The sequence below is a fragment of the Rhizobium sp. TRM96647 genome (assembly GCF_025780115.1).
Lineage (GTDB): Bacteria > Pseudomonadota > Alphaproteobacteria > Rhizobiales > Rhizobiaceae > Mycoplana.
This window is the reverse complement of sequence record NZ_JAOXHF010000007.1, coordinates 125,086-150,343: the sequence shown is the minus strand read 5'-3', so window position 1 is coordinate 150,343 and position 25,258 is coordinate 125,086. Positions and strand designations below refer to the sequence as shown.

General features: G+C 65.4%; 28 protein-coding genes, 1 tRNA gene and 2 riboswitches. Of the genes, 18 read left to right on the top strand and 11 right to left on the bottom strand.

All coding sequences use genetic code 11. The annotated features are described in order from the left end of the window. Positions 1 to 350 precede the first annotated feature (350 nt). Both OCK02_RS14865 and OCK02_RS14860 read left to right on the top strand, forming a co-directional pair. Positions 351 to 1,040, top strand: coding sequence for a DUF599 domain-containing protein (locus OCK02_RS14865; protein WP_263813738.1), 690 nt, complete (start codon positions 351 to 353; stop codon positions 1,038 to 1,040). 89 nt (positions 1,041 to 1,129) lie between these two features. Then, a complete protein-coding gene (locus OCK02_RS14860; protein ID WP_263813737.1) occupies positions 1,130 to 2,167 on the top strand; it encodes a heparan-alpha-glucosaminide N-acetyltransferase in 1,038 nt (345 codons plus the stop codon). Between the two features lie 7 nt (positions 2,168 to 2,174). Here the strand turns inward: OCK02_RS14860 and OCK02_RS14855 are convergent, their stop codons facing one another. Both OCK02_RS14855 and mgtE read right to left on the bottom strand, forming a co-directional pair. Continuing rightward, positions 2,175 to 2,561, bottom strand: coding sequence for a MerR family transcriptional regulator (locus tag OCK02_RS14855; RefSeq protein ID WP_230805396.1), 387 nt, complete (start codon positions 2,559 to 2,561; stop codon positions 2,175 to 2,177). 66 nt (positions 2,562 to 2,627) lie between these two features. After that, positions 2,628 to 4,058, bottom strand: coding sequence for a magnesium transporter (gene mgtE / locus OCK02_RS14850; protein WP_230805394.1), 1,431 nt, complete (start codon positions 4,056 to 4,058; stop codon positions 2,628 to 2,630). A gap of 335 nt (positions 4,059 to 4,393) precedes the next feature. On the opposite strand from mgtE, the gene OCK02_RS14845 reads away from it, so the two are divergent. The 4 genes from OCK02_RS14845 to OCK02_RS14830 all read left to right on the top strand — a co-directional run bounded on the left by OCK02_RS14845 (position 4,394) and on the right by OCK02_RS14830 (position 7,053). Next, positions 4,394 to 4,888, top strand: coding sequence for a peptide deformylase (locus tag OCK02_RS14845; RefSeq protein WP_263813736.1), 495 nt, complete (start codon positions 4,394 to 4,396; stop codon positions 4,886 to 4,888). Between the two features lie 382 nt (positions 4,889 to 5,270). Next, on the top strand, positions 5,271 to 6,128 hold the full coding sequence (locus tag OCK02_RS14840; protein ID WP_263813735.1) for a hypothetical protein: 858 nt from the start codon (positions 5,271 to 5,273) through the stop codon (positions 6,126 to 6,128). Between the two features lie 290 nt (positions 6,129 to 6,418). After that, positions 6,419 to 6,829, top strand: coding sequence for a methyltransferase domain-containing protein (locus tag OCK02_RS14835; RefSeq protein WP_263813734.1), 411 nt, complete (start codon positions 6,419 to 6,421; stop codon positions 6,827 to 6,829). A 38-nt stretch (positions 6,830 to 6,867) separates the two neighbouring features. After that, positions 6,868 to 7,053, top strand: coding sequence for a hypothetical protein (locus tag OCK02_RS14830; protein WP_263813733.1), 186 nt, complete (start codon positions 6,868 to 6,870; stop codon positions 7,051 to 7,053). 133 nt (positions 7,054 to 7,186) lie between these two features. Here OCK02_RS14830 and OCK02_RS14825 read toward each other — a convergent pair. Further along, positions 7,187 to 7,271, bottom strand: a tRNA-Leu gene (locus tag OCK02_RS14825). A 193-nt stretch (positions 7,272 to 7,464) separates the two neighbouring features. Between OCK02_RS14825 and lipB the strand changes: the two genes are divergently transcribed. Continuing rightward, positions 7,465 to 8,238, top strand: coding sequence for a lipoyl(octanoyl) transferase LipB (gene lipB, locus OCK02_RS14820; RefSeq protein WP_263813732.1), 774 nt, complete (start codon positions 7,465 to 7,467; stop codon positions 8,236 to 8,238). Here the strand turns inward: lipB and OCK02_RS14815 are convergent. Together OCK02_RS14815 and OCK02_RS14810 are read right to left on the bottom strand one after the other, a co-directional pair. Continuing rightward, a complete protein-coding gene (locus OCK02_RS14815) occupies positions 8,211 to 9,494 on the bottom strand; it encodes a hypothetical protein (RefSeq protein ID WP_263813731.1) in 1,284 nt (427 codons plus the stop codon). The two genes, lipB and OCK02_RS14815, sit on opposite strands and share 28 nt — an antisense overlap. A 207-nt stretch (positions 9,495 to 9,701) precedes the next feature. Beyond that, positions 9,702 to 10,643, bottom strand: coding sequence for a DMT family transporter (locus OCK02_RS14810; RefSeq protein ID WP_263813730.1), 942 nt, complete (start codon positions 10,641 to 10,643; stop codon positions 9,702 to 9,704). Between the two features lie 192 nt (positions 10,644 to 10,835). Between OCK02_RS14810 and OCK02_RS14805 the strand changes: the two genes are divergently transcribed. The 7 genes from OCK02_RS14805 to sugE all read left to right on the top strand — a co-directional run bounded on the left by OCK02_RS14805 (position 10,836) and on the right by sugE (position 15,430). After that, positions 10,836 to 11,249 (top strand): helix-turn-helix domain-containing protein, encoded by a 414-nt coding sequence (locus OCK02_RS14805; protein WP_230805387.1) that lies wholly within the window; start codon positions 10,836 to 10,838, stop codon positions 11,247 to 11,249. 93 nt (positions 11,250 to 11,342) lie between these two features. Next, a complete protein-coding gene (locus OCK02_RS14800) occupies positions 11,343 to 12,470 on the top strand; it encodes an S-(hydroxymethyl)glutathione dehydrogenase/class III alcohol dehydrogenase (protein WP_230805386.1) in 1,128 nt (375 codons plus the stop codon). Beyond that, positions 12,467 to 12,940, top strand: a complete 474-nt coding sequence (locus tag OCK02_RS14795; protein ID WP_263813729.1) for a GNAT family N-acetyltransferase — start codon at positions 12,467 to 12,469, stop codon at positions 12,938 to 12,940. The genes OCK02_RS14800 and OCK02_RS14795 overlap by 4 nt, the downstream gene beginning before the upstream one ends. A 23-nt stretch (positions 12,941 to 12,963) precedes the next feature. Then, positions 12,964 to 13,419 carry a YaiI/YqxD family protein gene (locus tag OCK02_RS14790; protein WP_263813728.1) on the top strand — a complete coding sequence of 152 codons (456 nt, stop codon included), beginning with the start codon at positions 12,964 to 12,966 and terminating at the stop codon, positions 13,417 to 13,419. Beyond that, the gene (locus OCK02_RS14785; protein WP_263813727.1) at positions 13,416 to 14,090 is read left to right on the top strand and encodes a DUF1345 domain-containing protein; all 675 of its coding nucleotides are present in this window, start codon (positions 13,416 to 13,418) and stop codon (positions 14,088 to 14,090) included. Before OCK02_RS14790 ends, OCK02_RS14785 begins: the two co-directional genes overlap by 4 nt. 22 nt (positions 14,091 to 14,112) lie before the next feature. Next, positions 14,113 to 14,946, top strand: a complete 834-nt coding sequence (gene fghA / locus OCK02_RS14780) for an S-formylglutathione hydrolase (RefSeq protein ID WP_263813726.1) — start codon at positions 14,113 to 14,115, stop codon at positions 14,944 to 14,946. 169 nt (positions 14,947 to 15,115) lie between these two features. Further along, positions 15,116 to 15,430, top strand: a complete 315-nt coding sequence (sugE, locus tag OCK02_RS14775; RefSeq protein ID WP_230805380.1) for a quaternary ammonium compound efflux SMR transporter SugE — start codon at positions 15,116 to 15,118, stop codon at positions 15,428 to 15,430. Positions 15,431 to 15,437: 7 nt separating this feature from the next. Here the strand turns inward: sugE and OCK02_RS14770 are convergent, their stop codons facing one another. From OCK02_RS14770 to OCK02_RS14745, 6 genes are all read right to left on the bottom strand, one after another. Beyond that, a complete protein-coding gene (locus tag OCK02_RS14770; protein ID WP_263813725.1) occupies positions 15,438 to 15,830 on the bottom strand; it encodes a DoxX family protein in 393 nt (130 codons plus the stop codon). A gap of 172 nt (positions 15,831 to 16,002) precedes the next feature. Further along, a complete protein-coding gene (locus OCK02_RS14765) occupies positions 16,003 to 16,671 on the bottom strand; it encodes a hypothetical protein (protein ID WP_263813724.1) in 669 nt (222 codons plus the stop codon). 133 nt (positions 16,672 to 16,804) lie between these two features. Continuing rightward, positions 16,805 to 17,593: an ATP12 family chaperone protein gene (locus OCK02_RS14760; protein ID WP_263813723.1), complete on the bottom strand. Its 789-nt coding sequence runs from the start codon at positions 17,591 to 17,593 to the stop codon at positions 16,805 to 16,807. After that, on the bottom strand, positions 17,586 to 18,251 hold the full coding sequence (locus tag OCK02_RS14755; protein ID WP_263813722.1) for an HAD-IA family hydrolase: 666 nt from the start codon (positions 18,249 to 18,251) through the stop codon (positions 17,586 to 17,588). The genes OCK02_RS14760 and OCK02_RS14755 overlap by 8 nt, the downstream gene beginning before the upstream one ends. Beyond that, positions 18,251 to 19,243, bottom strand: coding sequence for an RluA family pseudouridine synthase (locus OCK02_RS14750; RefSeq protein WP_263813721.1), 993 nt, complete (start codon positions 19,241 to 19,243; stop codon positions 18,251 to 18,253). Before OCK02_RS14750 ends, OCK02_RS14755 begins: the two co-directional genes overlap by 1 nt. A gap of 69 nt (positions 19,244 to 19,312) precedes the next feature. Beyond that, entirely contained in the window at positions 19,313 to 19,549 is a 237-nt protein-coding gene (locus OCK02_RS14745; RefSeq protein WP_230805372.1) for an Lrp/AsnC ligand binding domain-containing protein, read from the bottom strand. Between the two features lie 246 nt (positions 19,550 to 19,795). On the opposite strand from OCK02_RS14745, the gene OCK02_RS14740 reads away from it, so the two are divergent. The 4 genes from OCK02_RS14740 to gcvP all read left to right on the top strand — a co-directional run bounded on the left by OCK02_RS14740 (position 19,796) and on the right by gcvP (position 25,034). Continuing rightward, positions 19,796 to 20,107, top strand: coding sequence for a hypothetical protein (locus tag OCK02_RS14740; RefSeq protein WP_263813720.1), 312 nt, complete (start codon positions 19,796 to 19,798; stop codon positions 20,105 to 20,107). 164 nt (positions 20,108 to 20,271) lie between these two features. Next, a riboswitch (glycine riboswitch) is annotated at positions 20,272 to 20,357 on the top strand. A 3-nt stretch (positions 20,358 to 20,360) separates the two neighbouring features. Continuing rightward, a riboswitch (glycine riboswitch) is annotated at positions 20,361 to 20,439 on the top strand. 25 nt (positions 20,440 to 20,464) lie between these two features. Next, entirely contained in the window at positions 20,465 to 21,643 is a 1,179-nt protein-coding gene (gene gcvT / locus OCK02_RS14735) for a glycine cleavage system aminomethyltransferase GcvT (protein ID WP_412178837.1), read from the top strand. 167 nt (positions 21,644 to 21,810) lie between these two features. Continuing rightward, a complete protein-coding gene (gcvH, locus tag OCK02_RS14730; RefSeq protein ID WP_230805368.1) occupies positions 21,811 to 22,173 on the top strand; it encodes a glycine cleavage system protein GcvH in 363 nt (120 codons plus the stop codon). Further along, the gene (gene gcvP, locus OCK02_RS14725; protein WP_263813718.1) at positions 22,173 to 25,034 is read left to right on the top strand and encodes an aminomethyl-transferring glycine dehydrogenase; all 2,862 of its coding nucleotides are present in this window, start codon (positions 22,173 to 22,175) and stop codon (positions 25,032 to 25,034) included. The genes gcvH and gcvP overlap by 1 nt, the downstream gene beginning before the upstream one ends. Positions 25,035 to 25,258 lie beyond the last annotated feature (224 nt).

Genomic DNA, 25,258 nt, shown 5'->3' with positions numbered 1-25,258 from the left:
CCGAGAACCATGCGGAACGTAAGGCCCCAGCAGGCCTTCTGAACGGAACTTTCCATGATTTCCCCAAAATGGTGAACGACATGCCGTACGGTGCCAATCGCCCGCCGACGGCCCCTCATTAGTGAAGGAAAGATGAAAAGGCAATGCGGAAAAATGGCCAAACCATGGCAGATGCACAGTGACGGTATTTTATATACATAGCATATTATTAAAAATCAACAGGTTGACCTTCGGAGACATGTGCAGGCTGCATGTCTGCCCGCCACACAATAGCCGGCAATATGAAAATCGCGCCCCATCCAGCCTGGCACCGGTTTGCAAGATGCCCAATCCGTGGCAAATCTCCAACCATGACCATCGCCGATCCGATCGCCTTCGTTTTCTTCATCCTGCTGTGGCTGGCCTATGCCAGGATCACGGACAACCGGCGCTTTCGCGACCGCGTGAGCCTGACGCGGGCGATGAATGCCCAGCGCGCCGCCTGGATCCGCAATGCCATGCGCCGGGACCTGCGCATGATCGATACGCAGATCATGGCCGGCCTGCAGAACGGCACCGCCTTCTTCGCCTCCACCTCGATACTCGCGCTCGGCGGCTGCTTCGCCCTGCTGGGCGCCACCGAACAGGTCTTCATGATCTTCGGCGACCTGCCGCTGGTGTTCCAGGCGGGGCGCGCGGGCTTCGAGCTGAAGGTCGGCGGACTCGCCTGCATCTTCGGCTATGCCTTCTTCAAGTTCGGCTGGTCCTACCGCCTGTTCAACTACTGCACCATCCTTCTCGGCGCCGTGCCGATGGCCGGCGACATCCACAAGGACCCGGCCGGAGCCGACCTTGCCGCCGACAAGGTGATCCGCATGAACATCCTTGCCGCCAGCCACTTCAATGCCGGGCTGCGGGCCATCTTCCTGTCGATCGGCTACCTCGGCTGGTTCGTCAGCCCCTACCTCTTCATGGTCACCACCTCCTTCATCATCTTCGTTCTCATTCGCCGGCAGTTCTATTCGGAGGCGCGCCGGACCGTGCTGGAACAGGCCGACTGAACCCGGCAAGGCCGGCCGATACCGGTTGCGACGGGGCGCTCCCTCCTCTAGCCATGCAGTTCAGCCAGATTCTGCGTAGACAGGCCCCCATGACCGACCGACAGACGCCCACCACCACCGAACAGACTCAGGATTCCGCGACTGCACGCGTGGGCGGCAAGGTTCCCGCCCGGCGGCTCGCCTGGCTCGACGCGGCGCGCGGGATCGCGCTGGTCGCCATGGCGATCTACCACTTCAGCTGGGATCTCGATTATTTCGGCTACATCGCCCCGGGCACCGCGGCCACCGGCGGCTTTCGCATCTTTGCCCGCCTGATCGCCGGCAGCTTCATCTTCCTCGCCGGCTTCGGCCTCGTCCTCGGCCATCGCCCGGCCATTCGCTGGCGGCCGTTCTGGATCCGGATGGCGAAGATCGTCCTTGCCGCGCTCGCGATCACGGTCGCGACCTATTTCATCTTCCCGTCCAGCTTCATCTTCTTCGGCATCCTGCACCTGATCGCCGCGGCAAGCCTGCTCGGCCTGCCGTTCCTGCGCCTGCCGGTCGCCATCGTGCTGCTGTGCTCGGCCGCAGCCTTCGCAGCGCCGCACTTGCTGCGCAGTCCCGTCTTCGACCATCCCATGCTCTGGTGGATCGGGCTGTCGCTGACGCCGCCCCGGTCGAACGACTATGTGCCGCTCCTACCCTGGTTCGGCGCGTTCCTCCTCGGCATGGCGGCTGCTCAGCTCTATGGCAAGTGGTCGAAGCCCCTGCCCGCGACATCGGACCGGCGCGCCGAAAACCGGGCCGTTTCGCTGCTTGGGACAGCCGGCAGGCATAGCCTGCCGATCTACCTGATCCACCAGCCCGTACTGATCGCGCTCGTCTATCTCTTTTCGCTGGTCGTGCCGCCGCCGGCAGCCGAACCGGTCGAGAGCTATCGCAACAGCTGCGTCGCGGCCTGCAGCAGGGACACGGATGCCGGCTTCTGCCGCACCTTCTGCGACTGCACGCTCGATCGGTTGGTGCAAGGCAACCTGCTCGATGCGCTGAACCGGGGCACGGTCAACATGGCCGACGCCCGCATCGCCGAGATCTCGCAGCAATGCACCGTCGAGGCCTATTCGACGACGACGCCTCCCGAAGAATAGGAACCCGTCAGGTCCCGACGCCGATCTCGGCCAGCCGCGTCAGGCAGGCTTCCTCGACATTGTCGAGTTCCGCCAGCGTCTCGTCGATGTCGCGCCGCTTCTGTCTGAGATCGTCGCGCTTCACGCTGACCTTCTGCATGAGAAGCTGCAACTGGCCCATTTCGCCGGGAGGATCCTTGTAGACCTGGATGATCTCGCGGATCTCGGAAATGGTGAAGCCGATACGGCGCCCGCGCAGGATTTCCTTGATCAGATGCCGGTCTGCCGGGCGGAACAGGCGGGTGCGCCCGCGACGCTCGGGATGGATCAGGCCCTCGTCCTCGTAGAAGCGCAGCGTCCGGGTGGAGACGCCGAACTCGCGCGTCAGCTCTGTTATGGTGTAGTACTTGTTCACGCCGGCTCCGATATCTTCTGTCGGCGCAATTTTATTTACTTTTACGTGAAAGTCAATTTTTGCGGCTCACGCGATCGCGAACCACCAGGTCGCAAGCCCGAGAAACGAGAAGAATCCGGTCGTATCGGTCACCGCGGTCACGAACACCGCCGAGGACACCGCGGGGTCCGCGCCGACCTTGTCCAGCACCAACGGAATCAGGATCCCCGCCAGTGCCGCGGCCATCATGTTGATCAGCATCGCGGTGGCGATGATCCCGCCGATATCCGCATCCTGGAACCAGAGCCCGGCGACCAAGCCGATCAGCGTCCCGCACAGCATGCCGTTGAGCAGCCCGACGCCCGCCTCGCGGCGCACGACGCGCCAGGCGTTGTGAATGTCGAGGTTGCGCGTGGCGAGCGCGCGCACGGTCACCGTCATCGTCTGCGAGCCGGCGTTCCCGCCCATCCCGGCCACGATCGGCATCAGGATCGCCAGCGCCACGATCTGCTCGATCGTCGCCTCGAACAGCGAGATGACGGATGCGGCGATCGAGGCGGTGAAGAGATTGACGAGCAGCCAGGGCACGCGCGAGCGCGATGTCTCGAGCACCGTGTCCGAAAGCTCTTCGTCCCCGACGCCGCCAAGCCGCATCAGGTCTTCCTCGGCCTCCTCCTGGATGACGTCGACCACGTCGTCGATCGTCAGCACGCCGACGAGGCGGCCGTTCTCGTCGACGACGGCGGCCGAAAGCAGGTCGTACTGCTCGAAGACCTGCGCCGCCTCCTCCTGGTCCATCAGCGCCGGGATGGGATGGCTGGTCTGACGCATGACCGCCTCGACCTTGACGTCGCGCTTGGAGCGCAGCACTCGGTCGAGCTCGACGACGCCGAGCAGGCGGAAGGTCGGGTCGATCACGAAGATCTCGGTGAAGCTGTCGGGAAGATCCTCGTCCTCGCGCATGTAGTCGATCGTCTGGCCGATCGTCCAGAACGGCGGCACGGCGACGAAATCCGAGCGCATGCGCCGGCCGGCCGTGCTCTCCGGATAGCCGAGCGAGCGGCGCAGGCGCACGCGTTCGGTGAACGGCAGCTTGGCGAGGATCTCCTCCCGGTCCTCCTGGTCGAGGTCCTCCAGGATGTAGACGGCATCGTCCGAATCCATCTCGCCTATCGCCGCTGCGATCTGCTCGTTGGGCAGGTGCTCGACGATATCGAGACGGATCGCCTCGTCGACCTCGGTCAGCGCCGCCAGGTCGAAATCAGAGCCGAGCAGCGAGACGAGCGCGCGGCGCTGGTCCGGCTGGATCGCCTCCAGCAGGTCGCCCATCTCCGATTCGTGCAGGTGGGCGACGTGGCGGCGCAGGAACAGGATGTCGCGATCGGCGACCGCAGCCCCGACCTGCAAGAGGAAATCGCTGCGGACGGAGCCGTCCGGCGCATAGATGTCGTCGACGTCGGCGACCTGCGCCTCGGCAGGGCGGGCGCGCTCGCGATCGTCTTCGCCGGTGTCCGTCATCCGAGCCGCTCCTACAAGATGCATGTCCCGGCAACGCGCCAGCCTGAAACGCGAACGGGACGGGAAATGGAATCTGCGCCGATTTGCCGACGAACAGGGAACGGGCATCCCTGCAGCCGGTTCCGTGCTAGCGGAAAGCATTGACATGGTCCACACCGCCCACGGCAATTCCGGCCGTGTTCGCGGCAAAATTCTGCGACTGTTGCCGATGGCCCAAACCCGATTGGAAGCGGCCGCCTGCTGTGGCGACGCGGTCCCCCGGCGCGGTCCAGACCGGGGCTTCCCAATTGCCGCCCGGCCCGCTACGTCGGTCACAGACAAACCGGGGAACCTTCATGACGATACGCCCGATCCTTCGCTTTCCCGACGCCCGGCTGCGGACACCCTGCGCAGCCGTGACGCGGTTCGACGACACGCTCGCGGCCCTTGCGGCCGACCTTACCGAGACGATGCGCGCCGCGCCCGGCATCGGCATCACCGCCGCCCATGTCGGCGCGTTGCAGCGGCTGACGGTGATCGAATTCGACGGGCCGGCCTCGACGCGTATCTACGTCAACCCCGAGATCGAGTGGTTCTCCGGGGAGACCCGCAGGCACGTCGAAGGCAGCGTGTCGATGCCGGGGCTGACCGAGGAAGTCGAACGCCCGGCGAGGGTCAGGGTCGGCTACCAGTCCCTCACCGGCGACCGCCTGACCGAGGAAGCCGACGGGCTCCTGTCCGTCTGCCTGCAGCACGAGATCGACCAGTTGGACGGCATCTTCTGGATCGACCGGCTGTCGCGGCTGAAGCGCGAACGCATCGTCAGGAAGTTCCGCAAGCTGCAACCCTGAGCGCGAAGGAGACCGGTCGTCCGCGCCGTTCTCGATGTCGGTTTAGATAGTTTCCACAAACAGCTGATATACCTTGCATATGCCGCACTCAGGCCTCTCGTTGGCGGCACCCTGATCGCGTCGGCCGACGAAGATCGGGCCGCGCTGGGAATGATCGGTCAGTCCGTCATCCCGCCCTACGTCGAAATCCCGTGGAATACCACCATACATACAACTCCTGATCTAGGCCGGGCATGTAACCGGTCTCGACGGGCTGGATGCAACCTACGCACTAAGATTGCTACCGCATACCACCATTTCACTGTCAGGCACGACTGACCATCGCCACCGAAAACATATACTTTCTTCGTCAAGTATTGCCCCCGCTTCAAGAGGTGACCTCATGAACATGGCAGGCGTTGTCAACAGAGTCCTGGCCCACGACTTCTCTTATGTGTTCGGGCGATTTCGCACCGTTCGCAGCGCCTACGGAACCGTCCGTCGCGCGCTGGAAGCGATGCGGCCGGCCTCGCGTGCCACATCAGGCAATGCATCGACCCTCTTTCCGAATGCCGACGTGAACGGCATCATCCGCAGCATTCGCGACGAAGCCGTGTTCGTCGGCCTCGACCTCCCCCCCAGGAGCATCGAGGCGATCAGGGCCTTTGCGCTGACGGAGCCGCTGCATGCGATCTACGATCCGAAGGGGCCGACCTTCCGCTATGCAGAGGTCTTGAACGGCGTGGCGGCCGACGGGCGGAAGATGCCGATCGGCGGCATCACCGACCCGGCCCGTTGCCCGGAGGTCCGGGAGATCATCAACGATCCCGTTCTGCGAGCGATCGTTCGCGGCTATCTCGGACACGCACCGCGCAAGATCACGACGATCCTCGACTGGAGCTTCGGCTCTTCGATGAGCGACGAGGAACGGCGCCAGCTGAAGCACCACGTCATCGACTATCACTACGACGTCGGCGGCTACGATTTCCTCTATGCCAGCTTCTACATCACCGACACCGATCGCCATTCCGGCGCCCACGTCATGATCAGGCGCTCGCACAAGGGCAAGCCGCTCAGGATGCTGCTGGGATCGGCCCGCGCCAGCCAGGAGGCCGTCTACAAGGAATTCGGGCGCGACAAGGAGCTCGTCATCGAAGGGCCGGCGGGGACCGGCTTCGTGGAGGACACCTCCTGCTACCACCGCGCATCCCCGCCCACCCGTGGCGACCGCCTGATGCTGGCAATCCGCTTCATCAATTGATATCCGACGGCGGTCGCAGAGCCTCTACGTCGAAGATGCGCACACAGGCAGATCGCGGGCGAGCAACCTGTCTGCGGTCGACCGGATCGAACCGGAGGGCCGAAGGCGGACATGTCCCGGCGCAGCAAAGGCAGGACCGGGTTGCGCAGCCTACGGCCCGGCCTGTCGCAAGCCTGAGGAATGGCCTGACTTCAACGGGCTGCTGCTCTCTCCCGGCGGATGCGATCGCACCCGAAAGATGATATCCTCGTCACCGTCATGAGACGACCGGCGCCCGTTGAGGACATCACATGGCGAAGGGCTATTTCTCCAAGCGCAGGAATTTTCTCTACTACAGATACGTCGAGCAGATCGTGTCTGTGCTGGCGTCCGACGCAAGGTCCTATCTCGATGTCGGCAGTTCGAATGCCGAATACATCGAGCGTTTCCGCTGGATTCCCGTCCGCCACACGGTCGACATCCGCCATCCCTATTCATCGCCGAACGTGATCGGCTTCGAGCAGGACTTCTTCACCTTTCAACCGGAGGAGAAATATGACTTCGTGTCCTGCTTCCAGGTTCTCGAGCATATTCCCGACGCGGCCGCCTTCGCGCATCACCTGACGCAGATGGCGGACCGGGTGCTCGTCTCCGTCCCCTTTCTGTGGCCAAAGGGCAGTTGCAGGCATCATGTGCACGACCCGGTCGATTTGAGAAGCTGAGCGGCTGGTTCGGCCGGACACCCGACTACAGCATCGTCGTGGAGGAGCCGCTGCGCAAGCTTGCCAAGGGCCGGCGCCTGATCGCCTACTACCACAATGCCGGAGAGATGCCGTCCTATGTCGATCTGCGCAAGAACCAGCGGAAGGCCGGAAGTACCCGGAAGAAGACCGGCCAGGCCACAACCCGCGCGTATCCCGCCGCCGCGGCAAAGACGGAAGCGTAGTCGGGGCGCAGCAAGCCAAATCAGGCCACCAACGACCTCGCGCGAAAGAGCGTCCCTGCGCATGCCTCCTCAAGGAGATCGCAAACTTCAAATCGCTGAATAAAAACAAAAAACCCGGCCTGAGCCGGGTTCTTGGTGCGGTCGAGAAGACTCGAACTTCCACGGGTTGCCCCACAGCGACCTCAACGCTGCGCGTCTACCAATTCCGCCACGACCGCATCGTGGTAGGTGCCGATTTGCGCCGGCGGGGCTGCATGTAGCAAAAGCCCTGTGGGTGCACAAGGCCATTGCAACAGAAATCTGACGGCAAAGACAACAATTTCAACAGCCCCCGCGGACGGGCGATTTCGGCCCTCAAAACCTTGCATCGGCCGGCCTATATTGGCAGAGAAGGGCCCGAAGGACCGTACCATGCAACGCGCAGAACTCGAAAAATCCATGCACGCAACCGCGGGCTCGCCGCCGATCCGCTGGCGCATCGAGCCCGGACTCGTCCCCTATGACGTGGCGGTGGAGACGATGGAGCGCGAGGCTGCGGCAATTGCCGCCGGCGAGGCCGACGAGCTCGTCTGGCTGGTCGAGCATCCGCCGCTCTATACGGCCGGCACCAGCGCCGACGGCGCGGACCTCGTCGATCCGGATCGCTTCCCGGTGTTCCAGACCGGGCGCGGCGGCGAATACACCTATCACGGCCCGGGGCAAAGGGTCGTCTACGTCATGCTCGACCTGAAGCGGCGCCGGCAGGACGTGCGCGCCTTCGTTGCCGCCCTCGAGGACGTCGTCATCGAGACGCTGGCGCAGATGAACGTCCGCGGCGAACGCCGCGAGGACCGAGTCGGCGTCTGGGTGCGACGCCCGGAACGCCCGCCCTTGCCCGACGGCTCGCCGGCGGAGGACAAGATCGCCGCAATCGGCATTCGCCTGCGCCGCTGGGTCAGCTTCCATGGCCTGTCGCTGAACGTCGATCCGGAACTCGACCATTTCGGCGGCATCGTCCCCTGCGGCATCCGCGGCTACGGCGTCACCAGCCTCGTCGATCTCGGCCTGCCCGTCGCGATGGGCGACGTCGACATCTTCCTGAAGGACGCCTTCGAGACGGTGTTCGGCCCGGTGGCAGCGCTCCCCCCGGACGATCGGCAGGCTTGTCCGAGCCAGCCTCAGCCGAACAGGCGGTTGCAGGCGTAGACGATTGCCGATCCGTGCAGCCCGACGGCCGCATAGAGCCCGCAGCCGGCCAGGACCCTCTCCCCGTTCGTCATCGGCACCAGCGAGTGCCGCGGCTTCACCGCACTCCGGCTGCCGAGCATGCTGAGCAGCGTGAACACCGCAAGTCCCGCAAGCAGCGCCATCGGCGGCAGGCCGACCCGCCAGCCGATGGCGAGAACGAGGAGCGCCACCGCGAAACTGGCGGCGACCAGCGCCGGCCGCGAGGAGAACACCTGCCGCAGCACCTGCCCGCCGTCGAAGCGATGCATCGGCAGGAGGTTCAGGAGATTGAACGCCCCAAGGATGGCAAGGAAGACGAGTACGATCCGCCCGGCCTCCGCGTGGAAAGCGCCATCCCGGGCGAGCAGGACATGCAATGCCGACAGCACTGGCACCAGGAAGGCCGACAGTCCGGCCCCCATCAGGGCGCAGAAGGCGACCTCGAACAGGGAATTGTAGGGCCGCCCGCCGATCGCGACCCCGCCCAGGAAGGGAATGAAGATCATGCGCACATGCCGATGCCCGCAAGCCCGGTAGGCGGCCATGTGGCCGAGTTCGTGCAGGACGATCACGACCGTCAGCATCACGGACAGCATCAGGCCGTAGAGGTGGAGGCCGAAGAAAGGCCAGAGCAGCAGCGTCGAGAGCACCGCGAGCCCCGCCTGCACCGGCGATCGCTCGAACAGCCCGTTCGGTACCGACACACCCTTTCGCAACCATTGCTCCAGCGCGCGGGTCTCGCGCCGCAGCGAAAAATACCGGAAGAGCAGGAAGGCGAGCCCGCGATAGTGGTCCGTCTGCTCGATCGTCAGCACGCTGCCGGAGGCCGTCGCCGACAGCGAGCGTCGCTCGCGGTAATGCCGCCAGAATGACGGATCCAGCGCGCTGTCGTCGACGACCCGGGCGCTATAGGCGAGGCGCTCCTGCCCCGGCTCCTGACCTTGTGCCGTGACGTCGCTCAGCTGGAGCGTGCGCAGGATCGGCTTTCCCGTCCTGTCCACATGCCCATAGGCCTGCCGGACACGGCCGTCGCCGATCCGCGTGCTGGAGATGACGGCGTGGTGCCAGTCCGCGTTGGCACCGAGCGGGAAGACCGCCGACCAGATCTTCATGGCATCCGCATCGTAGGTCCGGCGCAGGCGAAGGGTCCGCCGGCCGATCGGGGCGGCCAGCAGCAGCCAGACCAGGCCGAGATTGATGCCGAGCAGGATGACAACCGACAGTTCCGGCGACACGCAAACGCTCCCCGAGCCACCTGACAGCCGCGCCGGAAGCCGGAGCGGCCCGGGGCGGAATTCCACAAACGATACCTGCGGACCGCGTCTGACCCGTCAGCAGTACGCCGGTCCCACGCTATGCTTCAAATGTTAAGAAACGCATCCGGCAGAACGTGGTCCCGCGGGCGCTTCCCGCCCGGTCCGTCCCGAAAAGGCACAGCCGTCTCAATCCGGCGCCACCGGGCCGACGTTTCTGGCGGCCATCCGCTCCCGCCAGATGATGAACAGGCCCGAACCGACGATGATGGCGATGCCGACCCATTTCCACAGATTGGGAAAATCGCCGAACAGGGCATAGCCGAGGATCGTGGCCGAGATGATCTCGAAATACTGGAACGGCGCCAGCAGCGACAGCGGCGCCATGCGGAAGGCACGCACGACCAGAAGGTGGGCATATCCGGAAAGCGAACCGAGGATCAGCAGCAGCCCCAAGGCCAACGGCGATTGCGGCAGCGACAGCGCGAAATTCTCCAGCCCCGAGCCGTTTCCGACCGCAAGCGCGCCGGCCATGAACATCATGCCGCCGAAGCCGGAGATCGTCTGCATCGTCAGGGGCGAATCGCCCTCCCCGATCGCCCGGTTGAGAAACAGGTAGAGCGTGTAGAGAAAGGCGCAGGCGACCGGAAGCAGCGCGGTCCAGCCGAAGATCGCAAAGCTCGGCTGGATGACGATCAGCGCCCCGCAGAAACCGACTGCGATCGCCAGCCATCGCCGCCAGCCGACGCTTTCGCCGAGGAAGACCGCCGACATCGCCGTCAGCATGAACGGCTCGACGAAGTAGATGGCAAAGACGTCGGCGAGCGGCATGTATTTCACGGCGACGAAGAACAGCAGGCTCGCCGCACCGTGCAGCACCCCGCGCAGTAGGTTCATCCATGGCCTCTTCGCCCGGAAGGCGTCGCGGCCCATCACCGTCAACAGCAGCGGCAGCGTGCAGACGAGCTGGAAGAAGAAACGATAGAAGGTCACCTGCCCCGGCGACATGCCCTCGTAGGTCGCCATGTACTTGGCGATCGCATCCATGCCGGGAAGGATCGTCATGGCAAAGGCCATCAACGCCATCCCCTGCATCACGTGCTGCCTGAAATGGTCCGTCGACGGTTGCATGGATGAACCCTGGAGCGATGCGATGGGGCGACGTGACCGGCCCGGAATCATCGAGCGGTCGGCCGTTTCAACCGCATCGTACACGGCGCGGTCAAGGGGCGCCGCAGGGTGCTGCGGCGGGGCGCGGCGCATTTGGGGTAGCCATGCAGCACTTCCATCCTTAAGATTTCGCTGAAGAAAACGGAGGCCGTCATGGCAAAGTCCGGCGATGACAACACCATCCCCTTCCGCTCGCCCCGTGCCGATGGCGACACGCTCGGCGGCCGCATCTGGCGCGCGCGCGACGCCCTCGACCTGTCGCTCGGCGAACTCGCGGCACGGATGGGGCTCCCGGAGGACACCGTCGGAGACTGGGAGCGCGACCATGCCGAGCCGCGCACGCAGGCCCTGTTCATGCTCGCCGGCATCCTCGGCGTATCGCCGTCCTGGCTGATCGCCGGGATCGGCGAGGCTCCGTCCGAGACGGGCCCGGAAACCTCCACCCACCCTCTTTTCGAGCGGCTGGAGGAGGTCCGTCGCCTGCATGCCCGGACCGGCGAAGCGATCGACGCGCTCGAGGCCGAGATCGCCCGGCTGGGTATGCGCGGTCGTCGAGGCGACGATTGAGCACCCCCGTAGTCGAGATGGACTTGAGTGCCCGCCCGGGCTCTGCAATGGTCCGCATCGAATCAGGTTCCATTGGAGTTAAGGAGAGAGATCATGGACGTACGCGCCGCTGTCGCCGTTCAGGCCGGAAAGCCGCTGGAGGTCATGACCGTGCAACTGGAGGGCCCGCGGGCCGGCGAGGTGCTGGTCGAGGTCAAGGCCACCGGCATCTGCCACACCGATGACTTCACCCTCTCGGGCGCCGATCCGGAAGGGCTGTTCCCGGCCATCCTCGGCCACGAGGGCGCCGGCATCGTCGTCGACGTCGGTCCGGGCGTCACCTCGGTCAAGAAGGGCGACCACGTCATTCCGCTCTACACGCCGGAATGCCGCGAGTGCTATTCCTGCCTGTCGCGCAAGACCAATCTGTGCACCTCGATCCGGGCCACGCAGGGCCAGGGCCTGATGCCGGACGGCACCAGCCGGTTCTCGATCGGCAAGGACAAGATCCACCACTACATGGGCTGCTCCACCTTCGCCAACTACACGGTCCTGCCGGAAATCGCGCTCGCCAAGGTCAACCCGGACGCGCCCTTCGACAAGATCTGCTACATCGGCTGCGGCGTCACCACCGGTATCGGCGCTGTCATCAACACGGCAAAGGTCGAGATCGGCTCGACCGCGATCGTCTTCGGTCTCGGCGGCATTGGCCTGAACGTGCTGCAGGGGCTGCGCCTTGCCGGCGCCGACATGATCATCGGCGTCGACATCAACAATGACCGCAAGGCATGGGGCGAGAAGTTCGGCATGACGCATTTCGTCAACCCGAAGGAGGTCGGCGACGACATCGTGCCCTATCTCGTCAACATGACGAAGCGCAACGGCGACCTGATCGGCGGCGCCGACTACACCTTCGACTGCACCGGCAACACCAAGGTGATGCGCCAGGCGCTGGAGGCTTCGCATCGCGGCTGGGGCAAGTCGGTCATCATCGGCGTCGCCGGCGCCGGCCAGGAAATCTCGACGCGTCCGTTCCAGCTCGTCACCGGCCGCAACTGGATGGGCACCGCCTTCGGCGGCGCGCGCGGCCGCACCGACGTGCCGAAGATCGTCGACTGGTACATGGAGGGCAAGATCCAGATCGACCCGATGATCACCCACACCATGCCGCTCGAAGACATCAACAACGGCTTCGAACTGATGCACAAGGGCGAGAGCATCCGCGGCGTGGTGGTCTATTGACGACTTCGCCCGCCTATACGGTCGACGTGCGGAGGCTGGAGGAGTTCTCCGCCGTCGACCTCTACGCCATGCTGAAGATGCGCGTCGACGTCTTCGTGGTGGAGCAGAACTGCCCCTACCCCGAACTCGACGGCAACGATCCGGCCTGCCGGCACCTGCGCCTGCTGAACGGCACCGACCTGCTCGCCTGCGCAAGGCTCTGGCGCCCGGTGGCCGATGCGCTTCCGCGGATCGGGCGCGTCGCCGTGTCGCCTGACCATCGCGGCAAGCGCCTGGGCGATGCGCTGATGCGCGAGGCGATCGTGGCTTGCGAGCGGCTTTACCCGAACGAGGCGATCGCGCTCTCCGCGCAGAGCCATCTGACGCACTTCTACGAAGCCTTTGGCTTTTCTCCGACTTCGGAGGAATATCTGGAAGACGGCATTCCGCATGTCGACATGCTGCGGCCGCCGTCGCCCGGAAACGCCTGAAGAACAGCGGAAGCACGTACGCCATGATCTACGTCGATGCCGATGCCTGCCCGGTCAAGCCGGAAATCCTGAAGGTCGCCGAACGCCACGGCATCGAAGTGACCTTCGTGGCCAATTCCGGCCTCAGGCCCTCGCGCGACCCGATGGTGAAGAACGTCATCGTCTCGGGTAGCTTCGACGCCGCCGACGACTGGATCGTCGAGCACGTCGAGCCCGCGGACATCGTCGTCACCGCCGACGTACCGCTCGCCGGGCGCTGCGTCGCCAGGGATGCCTTCGTCACCGGGCCGACCGGGCGGATCTTCGACCGGACCAATATCGGCATGGCCACCGCCATGCGCGACCTCGGCCAGCATCTGCGCGAGACCGGCGAAAGCAAGGGCTACAACGCCGCCTTTTCGCCACGCGACCGCTCGGCCTTTCTCGAGACGCTCGACCGCCTGTGCCGCCGCGCGAAATCGTCGGGCACAGCGCCATGAGCACGCCGGCAAAGGCGCCGGCAAGGGCAGCGTCCGGGCACAGCCGCCATCGCCCGTTCTACATTGCCGCCATCGCTGCCCTTCTGATCCTGCCGATAGCCCTGTGGCTACGGATGCGGGTCGCAGCACAGCTGGGTGGCATCATCTTCTTCATGCTCTACCTGCTGATGATCGGGCGGCGCCTGCCCTATCTCACCGGCGGCTACCTCAAGAAATATGCCGTCGACACCGATACGCCGGCGCCGATCATCCTGCTCGTGACCGTCGGCGCCTTCGCGATCTCGCTCGCCTCCCTCTTCATCGTCCTCAACGAGGGCGACGTCGTCGAGCCGCTGGACCTGATCCTCTCCTTCGCATCGGTGGTGCTCGGCTGGTTCACGATCCACACGATGGCCGCGGTCCACTACGCCCATGTCTACTGGCGCCCGCAGGGCGGCAAGTCGCTGCAACCGGGCGAACGCGGGCTGGATTTCCCGCAGACCGACATGCCCGGCATCTTCGATTTCCTCTATTTCGCCTTCGTCATCGGAATGACCGCGCAGACCTCGGACGTCGCCGTCACCACCACGCAGATGCGCAAGCTCAACCTCCTGCATGCGATCGTTTCCTTCTTCTTCAACACCGTGCTCGTCGCGGCCGCCGTGAATGCGGCCGTCGCGCTCGCCTCGTGACGCCAAACCATTGGAGCTCCCCATGAAAGTCCTATCCCAGAACCAGGCCTTCGGCGGCATGCAGGGCGTATACGCCCATGATTCGCTCGCCTGCAATTGCGAGATGACCTTTGCCGTCTTCGTTCCGCCGAAGGCGATCACGGAGCCCTGCCCGGTGCTGTGGTACCTGTCCGGCCTGACCTGTACCCATGCCAACGTCATGGAGAAGGGCGAGTATCGCCGCATGGCCGCCGAGCTCGGGCTCATCATCGTCTGCCCCGACACCAGCCCGCGCGGCAACGACGTGCCGGACGAACTGACGAACTGGCAGATGGGCAAGGGTGCGGGCTTCTATCTCGACGCCACCGAGAAGCCCTGGGCCGAACACTACCAGATGTACACCTACATCACCGAGGAACTGCCGGCTTTCGTCGCCCAGCATTTCCGCGTCGACATGGATCGCCAGGGCATCTTCGGCCATTCGATGGGCGGCCATGGCGCGATGACGATCGCACTGAAGCATCCTGATCGCTTCAGGAGCTGCTCCGCCTTCGCGCCGATCGTCCAGCCCTCGACCGCCGACTGGCCTTCCGGCTCCTTCGAGAAGTATCTCGGCCCCGACCAGGCCAACTGGCGGCAGTACGACGCCTGCGCCCTCGTCGAGGACGGCGCCCGCTTCCCCGAATTCCTGATCGACCAGGGCAAGGCCGACGGCTTCCTGGAGAACGGTCTGCGTCCCTGGCTGTTCGACGAGGCGATCCAGGGCACAGAGATCGGCCTGACGCTGCGCATGCACGAGCGCTACGACCACTCCTACTACTTCATCTCGACCTTCATGGACGATCACCTCAAGTGGCACGCCGCGCGGCTCGGCTGACGCGCGCAACATCCAGCTCCGAGGCCCCCGCGCATGGCTGAATTGCGCGGGGGCCTCTTGATTTTCGGGCGTCCGTTGCGATATCTGGCCAAGGCAGACGGCTGCTGCCGCCGGACGACGGCGGTGACGAACGCGGGGACGGCCCCGCTCCTTTCAAACGGAGCAGGACATGTCCTGGATATTGCTCGTACTTGCCGGCCTCTTCGAAATCGGCTGGGCCATCGGCCTCAAATACACGGACGGCTTCACCCGGCCGCTACCCACCGCGCTGACGGTGGGTGCGATGGTGATCAGCATCGTCCTTCTCGGCCTTGCGGTCCGCCACCTGCCGATCGGGACCGGCTATGCCATCTGGACCGGCATCGGCACGGTCGGCACCGTCATCCTCGGCATCGTGCTCTTCGCCGAGCCGGTCACGGCCCTCCGCCTCGGCTGCATCGCCCTGATCGTCACCGGCATCATGGGCCTGAAGTTCGCCACCTGATCTGGTCTCAGCTTCGCCGGTTGTCGAGCGCGAACGCGCCCGGCCCGGCGAAGACGAGATAGAGGAAGATGAAGCAGAACGAGATCGCCGCGTCGCCGCGGTTGTTCACCGGCCAGAAGTCCACCGGCATGTGCGCCATGAAATAGGCGACCGCCATGAAGCCGCAGAGCACGAAGGCGGCAGGCCGCGTGAACAGGCCGACAAGGACGAGCCCCCCGCCGACGATTTCCAGAAGTCCCGCAACGCCGATCAGGTTCGTCAGATCGCCGAACGGTTCGGCCGCCGGCGGAAAATTGAAGAATTTCTGCGTGCCGTGCTCGATGAACTGCAGCGCGGTCATGATCCTGAGCGCGGCGAGCGCCTGGGGTTGGTAGAAGGACAGGCGCGCGGATAGGGACATGGTGGTCTCCCTGCGAAATGCGGCCTCTCATCCGGCCGCCGCAGGATTATCGCGCCTCGCCCGCCTCACAATCAAGTTCGCATTGGCCGGATGCCGAAGGTCCGGTCCTCGACACACAGAAGATGACGAAACGGGCCAGCCCGAGGCGCCGCTGCCCGGATAATGCAATCCGTCAGTTGCAATTCGTGGTCGCCGTGACCACGCAGGGCGACGGCGTCTTTGCGGCGCTCGTTTCCGCCTTCGGCTTGCGCACGCGCGGCTTGACGGTCAGCGCCGCCTCGCTTGGGATGATGATCGGCTCGGCGGCCGGGCCGGCCGATTTTTCAGCCGCCTGCGGGGCCGCTTGCCGGCGGGCTGCCGGCTGGTGCTTCCGGTAGGCTTTCGCGCTGCCCCGCGATCCGGTGGATGCGGCCCTGATCGGCGCGAGGCTGTAGGTCACGGCGATGCGCTGCGAGATCGCGTTGGCAAGCGCCCTGTCGGCGGCCTTGCCCGTCATGAAGCTGTTGACGATGAAGCGCTCGCTTGCGACCGGTGCGCCCGATCCGCCGCGGAGAAGCACGGTCACCTCCGCCGAGTTGCGGCCGGCTTGTGCGCCCGCGCCGCGGATCTCCTTGGCGAGATGCACTTCCATGACGACCTTCGGCAGCGCCACCGGCCGCCGGGTGGAGCGGACCGAACGCTTCAATTGCTGGCCCGTCAACGCCACCACGTCCCTGGAGACCGAACCGTCGCCGGCGACCGAAACCTTGCGGATATCCTTGAGCGTCTCCGCCTGGGCGGCAAGGCACATCGCCGCCATCGCAAGCGCGACGAGCGGCACACGGAGGAAGGTCATCAGCATGAAATTGCATCCGTATTTCAACAGTCGCCGGGAAACCGAATCGGCCCGGCCCATGCCATGGCCATGACACGAACCGGCGCGCCGGGGCAACCCCGTGATGCAATCCATGGTAAATGCGAGACGCGGGGGCGCCTCAGCGGCCGGTCACGTCGCCGAATGCCGCGGCTGCGACCTCGAACTCCTGCCGTCGCAGTTCGCGGCGGCGGAACGCCTCTTCGTCCGTGCCCCAGTGCTCGATCTGCCAGTCCTCGTCGACATGGGCGAGCGTCCACACGGTCCCGGCGTCCAGCCGGCCATGGGCAAAGGCGAGCGCCAGGATGGCCGAGCCGGTCAGCGTGGTGACGGTATGAATACAAGCGAGTTCGAGTGGAGAGCCGAATTTTTCCAGCGCGGTGGCAAAGGCTTCCATCGCCTGTGCCGGCTGCTCCTGGTGGATGACGCCTTCGGCCAGGATGAAGCGTGCGCCGAGCACATCCGCCGCCCATTCGAGCACCGGGTCCCACGCCGCCTGCTGGATCGCCACCAGCCGCTCCGGACTGTCGGCCCGGTAGCAGATCATGTCGGTGCCGGCGAAGCGAACGATCTCGTCCCTGACCGCGTCCGCATTGTCGGCGACGCCCTCGAGCGCGGTGTTGACAAGGCGCGTCACCGGCATCTTCGCCGGGTCGATCTCCTCGCCCTGCGCATCCCATTCGGCCCGCAGCCGTTCGGCAAGGCCCGCCGAGGCGACGGCGAGCGGCCGCTTGGCCGGGGTGCGGACCGGACGGCCGTCGAGCAGGACGGTCAAGCCGCCCTCGCCCTCGCCGATCGAGACGTCCTTGTAGAACCGCTTCGGCAGCGGCCGTTTCATCTGGATCTGCGCCCGGCGCACCGGATCGGGATCGCTCATGGCATCGGAAAGGTCGGAAAGAATGTCACGCATCGGCAAGTTCCAGCCACTGCAGCAGTTCGGCCGGCTCCCTAAGAATGTGGTCCGCCCCCGCCTCGACGAGTTCGGGCACGCTGGCATAGCCCCAGGCGACACCGACGGCTTGCGCGCCGGCCGCCTTGGCCATCTGCATATCGTAGATCGCATCGCCGATGACAACCGTCCGCGATGCATCGATGCCGGTCTCGGCGCAGCATTCGCTGACCATGGCCGGATGAGGCTTGGAGGGGCAGTCGTCGGCGGTGCGCGAGACGAGGAAGGTCTTCTCCAGTCCGTGCGTCACCCGGATCGCGTCGAGCCCGCGCCGCGACTTGCCGGTCACCGCGCCGATCAGCATGTCGTCCTCGCGCTCGAGCCGGCGCATCATCGGCTCGATCCCGGGAAACAGCGGCTCCCGGTAGCCCGGCTCCGCCCGCACGCCCATGAAGATCTTCTTGTAGTGCGCCGCCATCGCCTGCGCCTCCTCGTCAACATGCGCCTTGCCCCGCAACCGGGCAATGGCAATGTCGAGGGTCAGCCCGATGATGCTCTTGGTAGCGGCAAGCTGGAGGCGGGCATGCCCGAAGTCCTCGAAGGTGCGCGCCATCACCTCGTGGATCAGGTGCGCGCTGTCGACCAGCGTGCCGTCGCAATCGAAGAGGACGAGCCGCATCACGCGTCCCCGTCCGCGGCGGCCTGGTCGAAGCCGAGCACGCTCCAGGTCTGCACCATATGCTGCGGCAGCGGCGCGGTCACTCGCAGGCGTCCGCCGGAGGGATGCGGGATGTCGATGTGCCGGGCATGCAGGTGCAGGCGGTTCTGCACCCCGCCGGGAAAGGTCCAGTTGACGTCCGCCTCGAAATACTTGGGATCACCGATGATCGGATGGCCGAGATGGGCGGCATGGACGCGGAGCTGATGGGTCCGCCCGGTATAGGGCTCCATCTCGAGCCAGGCGAAATTCTGTCCGGCCTGCTCGACGACGCGGTAGTAGGAGACGGCATGATCGGCGCCGTCCTCGCCGTGCCTGGCGATCCGCATGCGGTCGCCGTCCGGTGTCTGCTCCTTCACCAGCCAGGTCGAGATCTTGTCCTCGTGCTTGCGCGGCACGCCCTTGACGATCGCCCAGTAGGTCTTCTTCGTGTCGCGCTCGCGGAAGGCCGCCGTCAGTTTCTGTGCCGCCCCTCGGGTCCGGGCGATGACCAGCACGCCTGACGTGTCGCGGTCGAGGCGGTGGACGAGGCGCGGCTTCTCGCCCTTCTGGCTCGTCCAGGCTTCCAGCATCTTGTCGATATGCCGGGTCACGCCCGATCCGCCCTGCACGGCGATGCCGGCCGGCTTGTTCAGCACGAACACCTTGTCGTCCTCATGCAGGAGCATGCGCGACAGGAGTTCGCCGTCGGGAGAATGCTTCAGGTCGCGGCCGCCGATCGGCCCCGCCTTCGTCTCCTTGGCGTCCACCCCCATCGGCGGGATGCGCACGGTCTGGCCGGGCTGCACGCGCATGTCGGTCTTCGCCCGGCCGCCGTCGACGCGCACCTGGCCCGAGCGCAGGAGCTTCTGCAACTGGCCGAAGCCCAGCCCCGGATAGTGGACCTTGAACCAGCGGTCGAGCCGCATACCCGCCTCGTCCTGGTCCACCTGCCTGTGTTCGATACCTGCCATCTTCGCCTTCTTTCTTTGGGCCGTGCTTTAACGCATGTCCCGGCAAAGGGGAAGTTGCGGGCGTGCGGGTCAGAATGCCCGGAAAGTCAGCGTGGTCAGCGAACGGACGATGCCGGGGATCGAGGCGATGTGGTCGTTGATGAACTTGCCGATGTCCTCCTCGGTCTCGACATAGACCTTCAGCAGCAGGTCGTACTCGCCGCTGGTAGAATAGAGTTCGGAAATCAGTTCGGTGGCGTAGAGGGCATCGGCGACCTCGTAGGTCTTGCCGGGGGCGCATTGCAGTTGCACGAATATCGGTTTCATCGGCTCACTCCGCGCGCCGCAAAAGGCGGCGATTGTCCAGCCGGCCGGACCCGGCCGTCATGTGCGGTCTTATGGCGGAGATCGCCGCTTCGACGCAAGAGGCCTGCGGGAATTTGCGCCGCACGACCGGCATGCGCCCGACGAAACACTAAAATTCGATTAAAAACGAACCGCCCGCGTTACATTTTGCGCAAGCCGATTGTGTTAACAAGAGACTATTGGGAACCAGAAATTGCAGAAGACGACATGGCGCAGATCGTAACCGTATCCCCCGCTACCGCCGCCTATGCCGCGCAGGCATACAAGGCGACCACCCGCCCGACCACGCTCTTCGAACAGAAGATCGAGGCATGGGCGGATGCCGCCCGGATCGGCGACAATTTTCAGCTCCGAGGAATCCTGACGGTCGTGAAGCCGCCGGCGCTGGCGCTCGTGCTGCTGACGATGGAGCGCCAGAACGATACGACCTTCGCGGCCGCCGCGCGCTCCTATGCCGAAATTGGGGCCGAAGGCGACCTGATCGCGGCCCCCGAGGGCATGCCTACCCGCGAGGACTGACGAGGGCCGTATCCGTCCGCCACGCATCCCCGAGGGCTCCCGTATCTGCGGGAGCCTTTTTCGTTTGCGCCGGAGGGACGGACGACATGGCGGCAGGCGACAAATATTTGTTCAGCCGCGACGCTATGCTCTTGCCAAATTCCGGCCGACGCCTTTATGTGGCGAAGACCTCGCTGGGAGAAACCGGTTTCGAACCGGTGCCGAAGGAGCAACCGCCCCCGGAAACTCTCAGGCAAAAGGACCAGCAAGGTGCCGACAGGACTCTGGAGAGTGGCGTTCACGCGCCCGCCGAAGGGATAACAATCTCAGGCGACAAGGACAGAGGGGGCTCATGAAAGCGGCGCGAAAGCGCCAGTGATGGGCCGGCGCGCGAGCGCCAGAAGACTGGAGGGCGCCTTGGACGTCGTGTCTGACCTTAAAAGAACCCCGTTGCACGACCTCAACGTGTCGCTCGGCGCCCGCATGGTGCCGTTTGCGGGCTACGAGATGCCGGTGCAGTTTCCCGCAGGCGTGCTGAAGGAGCACCTGCACACCCGCGCGGCTGCCGGCCTCTTCGACGTCTCCCACATGGGCCAGGTGATCGTGCGCGCCCGCTCCGGCGACAATGCCGACGCCGCCCGCGCGCTGGAAAGCCTCGTGCCGGTCGACGTCGTCGGGCTCGGCGAGGGGCGCCAGCGCTACGCGCTGTTCACCGCCGGGGACGGCGGCATCCTCGACGACCTGATGATCGCCAACCGCGGCGACCACTTCTTCGTCGTCGTCAATGCCGCCTGCAAGGATGCGGACTTCGCCCATCTCGAAAAGCACATCGGCGACAGCTGCGAGCTGACGATGCTCACGGACCGCGCGCTGATCGCCCTGCAGGGCCCGCGTGCGGAAACGGTGCTGGCCGAACTCTGGGCGGACATCGCCGGCATGCGCTTCATGGACGTCCGCGCCTGCGACCTGCACGATGCCGACTGCATCGTCACCCGCTCCGGCTATACCGGCGAGGACGGCTTCGAGATCTCGATTCCCGCCGACAGGGCGGAGCGGGTCTGTCGCCACCTGCTCGATCATCCCGACGTGATGCCAATCGGGCTCGGCGCACGCGATTCGCTGCGGCTGGAGGCCGGTCTCTGCCTCTATGGCAACGACATCGACACGACGACCACCCCGGTCGAGGCGGCCCTCGAATGGGCGATGCAGAAGGTGCGTCGCACCGGCGGCGATCGCGCCGGCGGCTTCCCGGGCGCAGAAACCATCCTCGGGCAACTCACCTCCGGCGCCGCCCGCCGTCGCGTCGGGCTCAAGGTCGAGGGCAAGGCCCCGGTCCGCCCGCCGGCGAAACTTTCTGTCGACGCCGAGGGCAAGACCGAAGTCGGCCACGTCACTTCCGGCGGCTTCGGCCCCAGCATCGAGGCACCCATCGCCATGGGCTACGTCCCGGTCGCGCTCGCAGCCCCGGGGACACAGCTGTTCGCCGAAGTCCGCGGCAAATACCTGCCCGTCACCGTCGCCGCCCTGCCCTTCGTCACCAACAGCTTCAAGCGCTGACCGATGCGCGTGGCGATCGCCCCTCACCCTAACCCTCTCCCCGCAAGCGGGGAGAGGGAACCGACGGGGAGCGCCCAGCCCCCTTCTCCCCGCCTGCGGGGAGAAGGTCCCGGCAGGGGGATGAGGGGCAGCAACACAGTTTCTGAATTTTCCAGAGAGGAACCGACATGCTGAAATTCACCGCAGAACACGAGTGGCTCAAGATCGACGGCGACGTCGCCACCGTCGGCATCACCACGCACGCCGCCGAGCAACTCGGCGATCTCGTCTTCGTCGAACTGCCCGAAGTGGGCAGTACCCATTCCAAGGGCGGCGATGCCGCCACCGTCGAGAGCGTCAAGGCCGCCTCTGACGTCTACTGCCCGCTCGACGGCGAGATCGTCGAGGTCAACCAGGCGATCGTCGACGATCCCTCCCTCGTCAACAGCGACCCACAGGGCGCCGGCTGGTTCTTCAAGCTGAAGCTGAACAACAAGGCAGACGCCGAGGCGCTGCTGGACGAGGCCGCCTACAAGGAGCTCGTCGGCTAATGAACCTGCCCAAGGACTTCACTTTTACCGACTACCAGCCCTACGACTTCGCCAACCGCCGCCACATCGGCCCCTCGCCGGCAGAGATGGAGGCGATGCTGAAGGTGGTCGGCTATGACAGCCTCGATGCGCTGATCGACGACACCGTGCCGCAGTCGATCCGCCAGAAGACGCCGCTTGAATGGGGTGCGCCGATGTCCGAACGCGAGGCGCTCGACAAGCTGCGCGAGACGGCCAACAAGAACCGCAAGCTCGTCTCCCTGATCGGCCAGGGCTATTACGGCACCATCACCCCGCCGGTGATCCAGCGCAATATCCTGGAGAATCCGGCCTGGTACACGGCCTATACGCCCTACCAGCCCGAGATCAGCCAGGGCCGGCTCGAGGCATTGCTCAACTACCAGACCATGGTCTGTGACCTGACCGGCCTCGACATCGCCAACGCCTCGCTGCTCGACGAGGCGACCGCGGCGGCCGAAGCCATGGCGATGGCCGAACGCGTTTCGAAGTCGAAGGCCACCACCTTCTTCGTCGACGAGAACTGCCACCCGCAGACGATCGCGCTGCTCAAGACCCGATCCGAGCCGCTCGGCTGGACGATCAGGGTCGGCGATCCCATGAAGGATCTGGTCGCCGCCGAGGTCTTCGGCGCAATCCTCCAGTATCCCGGCACCTACGGCCACGTCCACGACTTCACTGGCGTCATCGCCGACCTGCATGCGGCCGGCGCGATCGCCGTCGTCGCCGCCGACCCGCTGGCGCTGGCGCTCCTGAAATCGCCGGGCGACATGGACGCCGACATCGCCATCGGCACCACCCAGCGCTTCGGCGTGCCCGTCGGCTACGGCGGCCCGCATGCCGCCTACATGGCGGTCAAGGACGCCTACAAGCGCAACATGCCGGGCCGCCTCGTTGGCGTTTCCGTCGATGCGCGCGGCAACCGCGCCTACCGCCTGTCGCTGCAGACCCGCGAGCAGCATATCCGCCGCGAGAAGGCGACGTCGAACATCTGCACCGCGCAGGTGCTGCTCGCCGTCATGGCCTCAATGTATGCGGTCTTCCACGGCCCGCAGGGCATCAAGGCGATTGCCCAGCAGGTTCATCGCAAGGCCGTCCTGACCGCCAAGGGGCTGGAGAAGCTCGGCTATACGGTCGAACCCGATGTGTTCTTCGATACGATCACCGTCCATGTCGGCAAATTGCAGGGCATCATCCTCAAGGCAGCGGTGGCCGAGGAGATCAACCTGCGCAGGATCGGCGATGACCGGATCGGCATCAGCCTCGACGAGCGCTCGCGCCCGGCCACGCTCGAGGCCATCTGGCGGGCCTTCGGCGGCGACTTCAAGGTTGCCGATTTCGAGGCCGACTACCGCCTTCCCGAGAAGATGCTGCGCACCAGTGCCTACCTGACGCATCCGATCTTCCATATGAACCGCGCCGAAAGCGAGATGACGCGCTACATTCGCCGGCTCGCCGACCGCGACCTGGCGCTCGACCGCTCGATGATCCCGCTCGGCTCCTGCACGATGAAGCTGAACGCGACAGCGGAAATGCTGCCGATCACCTGGCCGGAATTCGCCGAGATTCACCCCTTCGTGCCGGCCGACCAGGCGGAAGGCTACAAGGAACTGATCGACGATCTCTCCGCCAAGCTCTGCGCGGTCACCGGCTACGACGCGATCTCGATGCAGCCGAATTCGGGGGCGCAAGGCGAATATGCCGGCCTCTTGACGATCCGCGACTACCACATCGCCAATGGCGATGCGCATCGCGACGTCTGCCTGATCCCGACCTCCGCCCACGGCACCAACCCGGCGTCCGCGCAAATGGCGGGCATGAAGGTCGTGGTCGTCAAGGTCAGTGACGACGGCGACATCGACATGGATGATTTCCGGGCGAAAGCAAAACAGTACGCCGAAAACCTCTCGTGCTGCATGATCACCTATCCCTCGACCCACGGGGTCTTCGAGGAGAACGTGCGCGAGATCTGCGAGATCGTCCACGGCCACGGCGGCCAGGTCTATCTCGACGGCGCCAACATGAACGCCATGGTCGGCCTCGCCCGCCCCGGCGACATCGGCTCCGACGTCAGCCACCTCAACCTCCACAAGACCTTCTGCATTCCGCATGGCGGCGGCGGTCCGGGCATGGGGCCGATCGGCGTCAAGGCGCATCTGGCCCCCTTCCTGCCGAAGGATCCCCGCACGGCCGAGGCCGGCGCCGTCTCGGCGGCCCCCTTCGGCTCGGCGTCGATCCTGCCGATCTCCTGGAGCTACTGCCTGATGATGGGCGGCGAAGGCCTGACCCAGGCGACGAAGGTGGCGATCCTGAACGCCAACTACATCGCCGCCCGGCTGAAGGGCGCCTATGACGTGCTCTACAAGTCCGCCAAGGGCCGCGTGGCGCACGAGTGCATCGTCGACACCCGCCCGCTCGTCGACAGCGCCGGCGTGACGGTGGACGATGTCGCCAAGCGGCTGATCGATTGCGGCTTCCACGCACCCACCATGAGCTGGCCGGTCGCCGGCACGCTGATGATCGAGCCGACCGAATCGGAGACGAAGGCCGAGCTCGACCGCTTTTGCGACGCGATGCTGGCGATCCGCGAGGAGGCCCGCGCCATCGAGGAAGGCCGGATGGACAAGGTCAACAACCCGCTGAAGAACGCGCCGCACACGGTGGAAGACCTCGTCGGCGAATGGGACCGCCCCTATTCGCGCGAGCAGGCCTGCTACCCGCCCGGCGCCTTCCGCGTCGACAAGTACTGGTCGCCCGTCAACCGCGTCGACAACGTCTACGGCGACCGCAACCTCGTCTGCTCCTGCCCGCCGCTGGAGGACTATGCCGAGGCGGCAGAGTAGCACGATGCAAAGGCTGGCTCCGCGGGCATATCGTCCTGCCGCGGGACCAGCAGTAAGCCCGGCATCCGGCCCTTCGGGCGACCTTCTCCCCGCGGGCGGGGAGAAGGAAATACACGGCACCCTCAGCAGACGCGATTCGGGGCACGTCCCCTCGCCCTGCCTGCGGGGAGAAGGTTAGGGTGAGAGGCTTTCAGGCTCTCCCATCCACCTGAGGCCGGCCGGGA

Coding starts and splice junctions, on each gene's coding strand:
- OCK02_RS14770 (WP_263813725.1), bottom strand. CDS start 15,830: ATGTCCCTATCCGCGCGCCTGTCCTTCTACCAACCCCAGGCGCTCGCC.
- OCK02_RS14845 (WP_263813736.1), top strand. CDS start 4,394: ATGACGATACGCCCGATCCTTCGCTTTCCCGACGCCCGGCTGCGGACA.
- gcvH (WP_230805368.1), top strand. CDS start 21,811: ATGCTGAAATTCACCGCAGAACACGAGTGGCTCAAGATCGACGGCGAC.
- fghA (WP_263813726.1), top strand. CDS start 14,113: ATGAAAGTCCTATCCCAGAACCAGGCCTTCGGCGGCATGCAGGGCGTA.
- OCK02_RS14810 (WP_263813730.1), bottom strand. CDS start 10,643: ATGCAACCGTCGACGGACCATTTCAGGCAGCACGTGATGCAGGGGATG.
- OCK02_RS14800 (WP_230805386.1), top strand. CDS start 11,343: ATGGACGTACGCGCCGCTGTCGCCGTTCAGGCCGGAAAGCCGCTGGAG.
- OCK02_RS14805 (WP_230805387.1), top strand. CDS start 10,836: ATGGCAAAGTCCGGCGATGACAACACCATCCCCTTCCGCTCGCCCCGT.
- OCK02_RS14865 (WP_263813738.1), top strand. CDS start 351: ATGACCATCGCCGATCCGATCGCCTTCGTTTTCTTCATCCTGCTGTGG.
- OCK02_RS14790 (WP_263813728.1), top strand. CDS start 12,964: ATGATCTACGTCGATGCCGATGCCTGCCCGGTCAAGCCGGAAATCCTG.
- lipB (WP_263813732.1), top strand. CDS start 7,465: ATGCAACGCGCAGAACTCGAAAAATCCATGCACGCAACCGCGGGCTCG.
- OCK02_RS14835 (WP_263813734.1), top strand. CDS start 6,419: ATGGCGAAGGGCTATTTCTCCAAGCGCAGGAATTTTCTCTACTACAGA.
- OCK02_RS14750 (WP_263813721.1), bottom strand. CDS start 19,243: ATGGCAGGTATCGAACACAGGCAGGTGGACCAGGACGAGGCGGGTATG.
- OCK02_RS14755 (WP_263813722.1), bottom strand. CDS start 18,251: ATGCGGCTCGTCCTCTTCGATTGCGACGGCACGCTGGTCGACAGCGCG.
- sugE (WP_230805380.1), top strand. CDS start 15,116: ATGTCCTGGATATTGCTCGTACTTGCCGGCCTCTTCGAAATCGGCTGG.
- OCK02_RS14765 (WP_263813724.1), bottom strand. CDS start 16,671: ATGCTGATGACCTTCCTCCGTGTGCCGCTCGTCGCGCTTGCGATGGCG.
- gcvT (WP_412178837.1), top strand. CDS start 20,465: ATGGGCCGGCGCGCGAGCGCCAGAAGACTGGAGGGCGCCTTGGACGTC.
- OCK02_RS14785 (WP_263813727.1), top strand. CDS start 13,416: ATGAGCACGCCGGCAAAGGCGCCGGCAAGGGCAGCGTCCGGGCACAGC.
- OCK02_RS14840 (WP_263813735.1), top strand. CDS start 5,271: ATGAACATGGCAGGCGTTGTCAACAGAGTCCTGGCCCACGACTTCTCT.
- gcvP (WP_263813718.1), top strand. CDS start 22,173: ATGAACCTGCCCAAGGACTTCACTTTTACCGACTACCAGCCCTACGAC.
- mgtE (WP_230805394.1), bottom strand. CDS start 4,058: ATGACGGACACCGGCGAAGACGATCGCGAGCGCGCCCGCCCTGCCGAG.
- OCK02_RS14740 (WP_263813720.1), top strand. CDS start 19,796: ATGGCGCAGATCGTAACCGTATCCCCCGCTACCGCCGCCTATGCCGCG.
- OCK02_RS14860 (WP_263813737.1), top strand. CDS start 1,130: ATGACCGACCGACAGACGCCCACCACCACCGAACAGACTCAGGATTCC.
- OCK02_RS14760 (WP_263813723.1), bottom strand. CDS start 17,593: ATGCGTGACATTCTTTCCGACCTTTCCGATGCCATGAGCGATCCCGAT.
- OCK02_RS14745 (WP_230805372.1), bottom strand. CDS start 19,549: ATGAAACCGATATTCGTGCAACTGCAATGCGCCCCCGGCAAGACCTAC.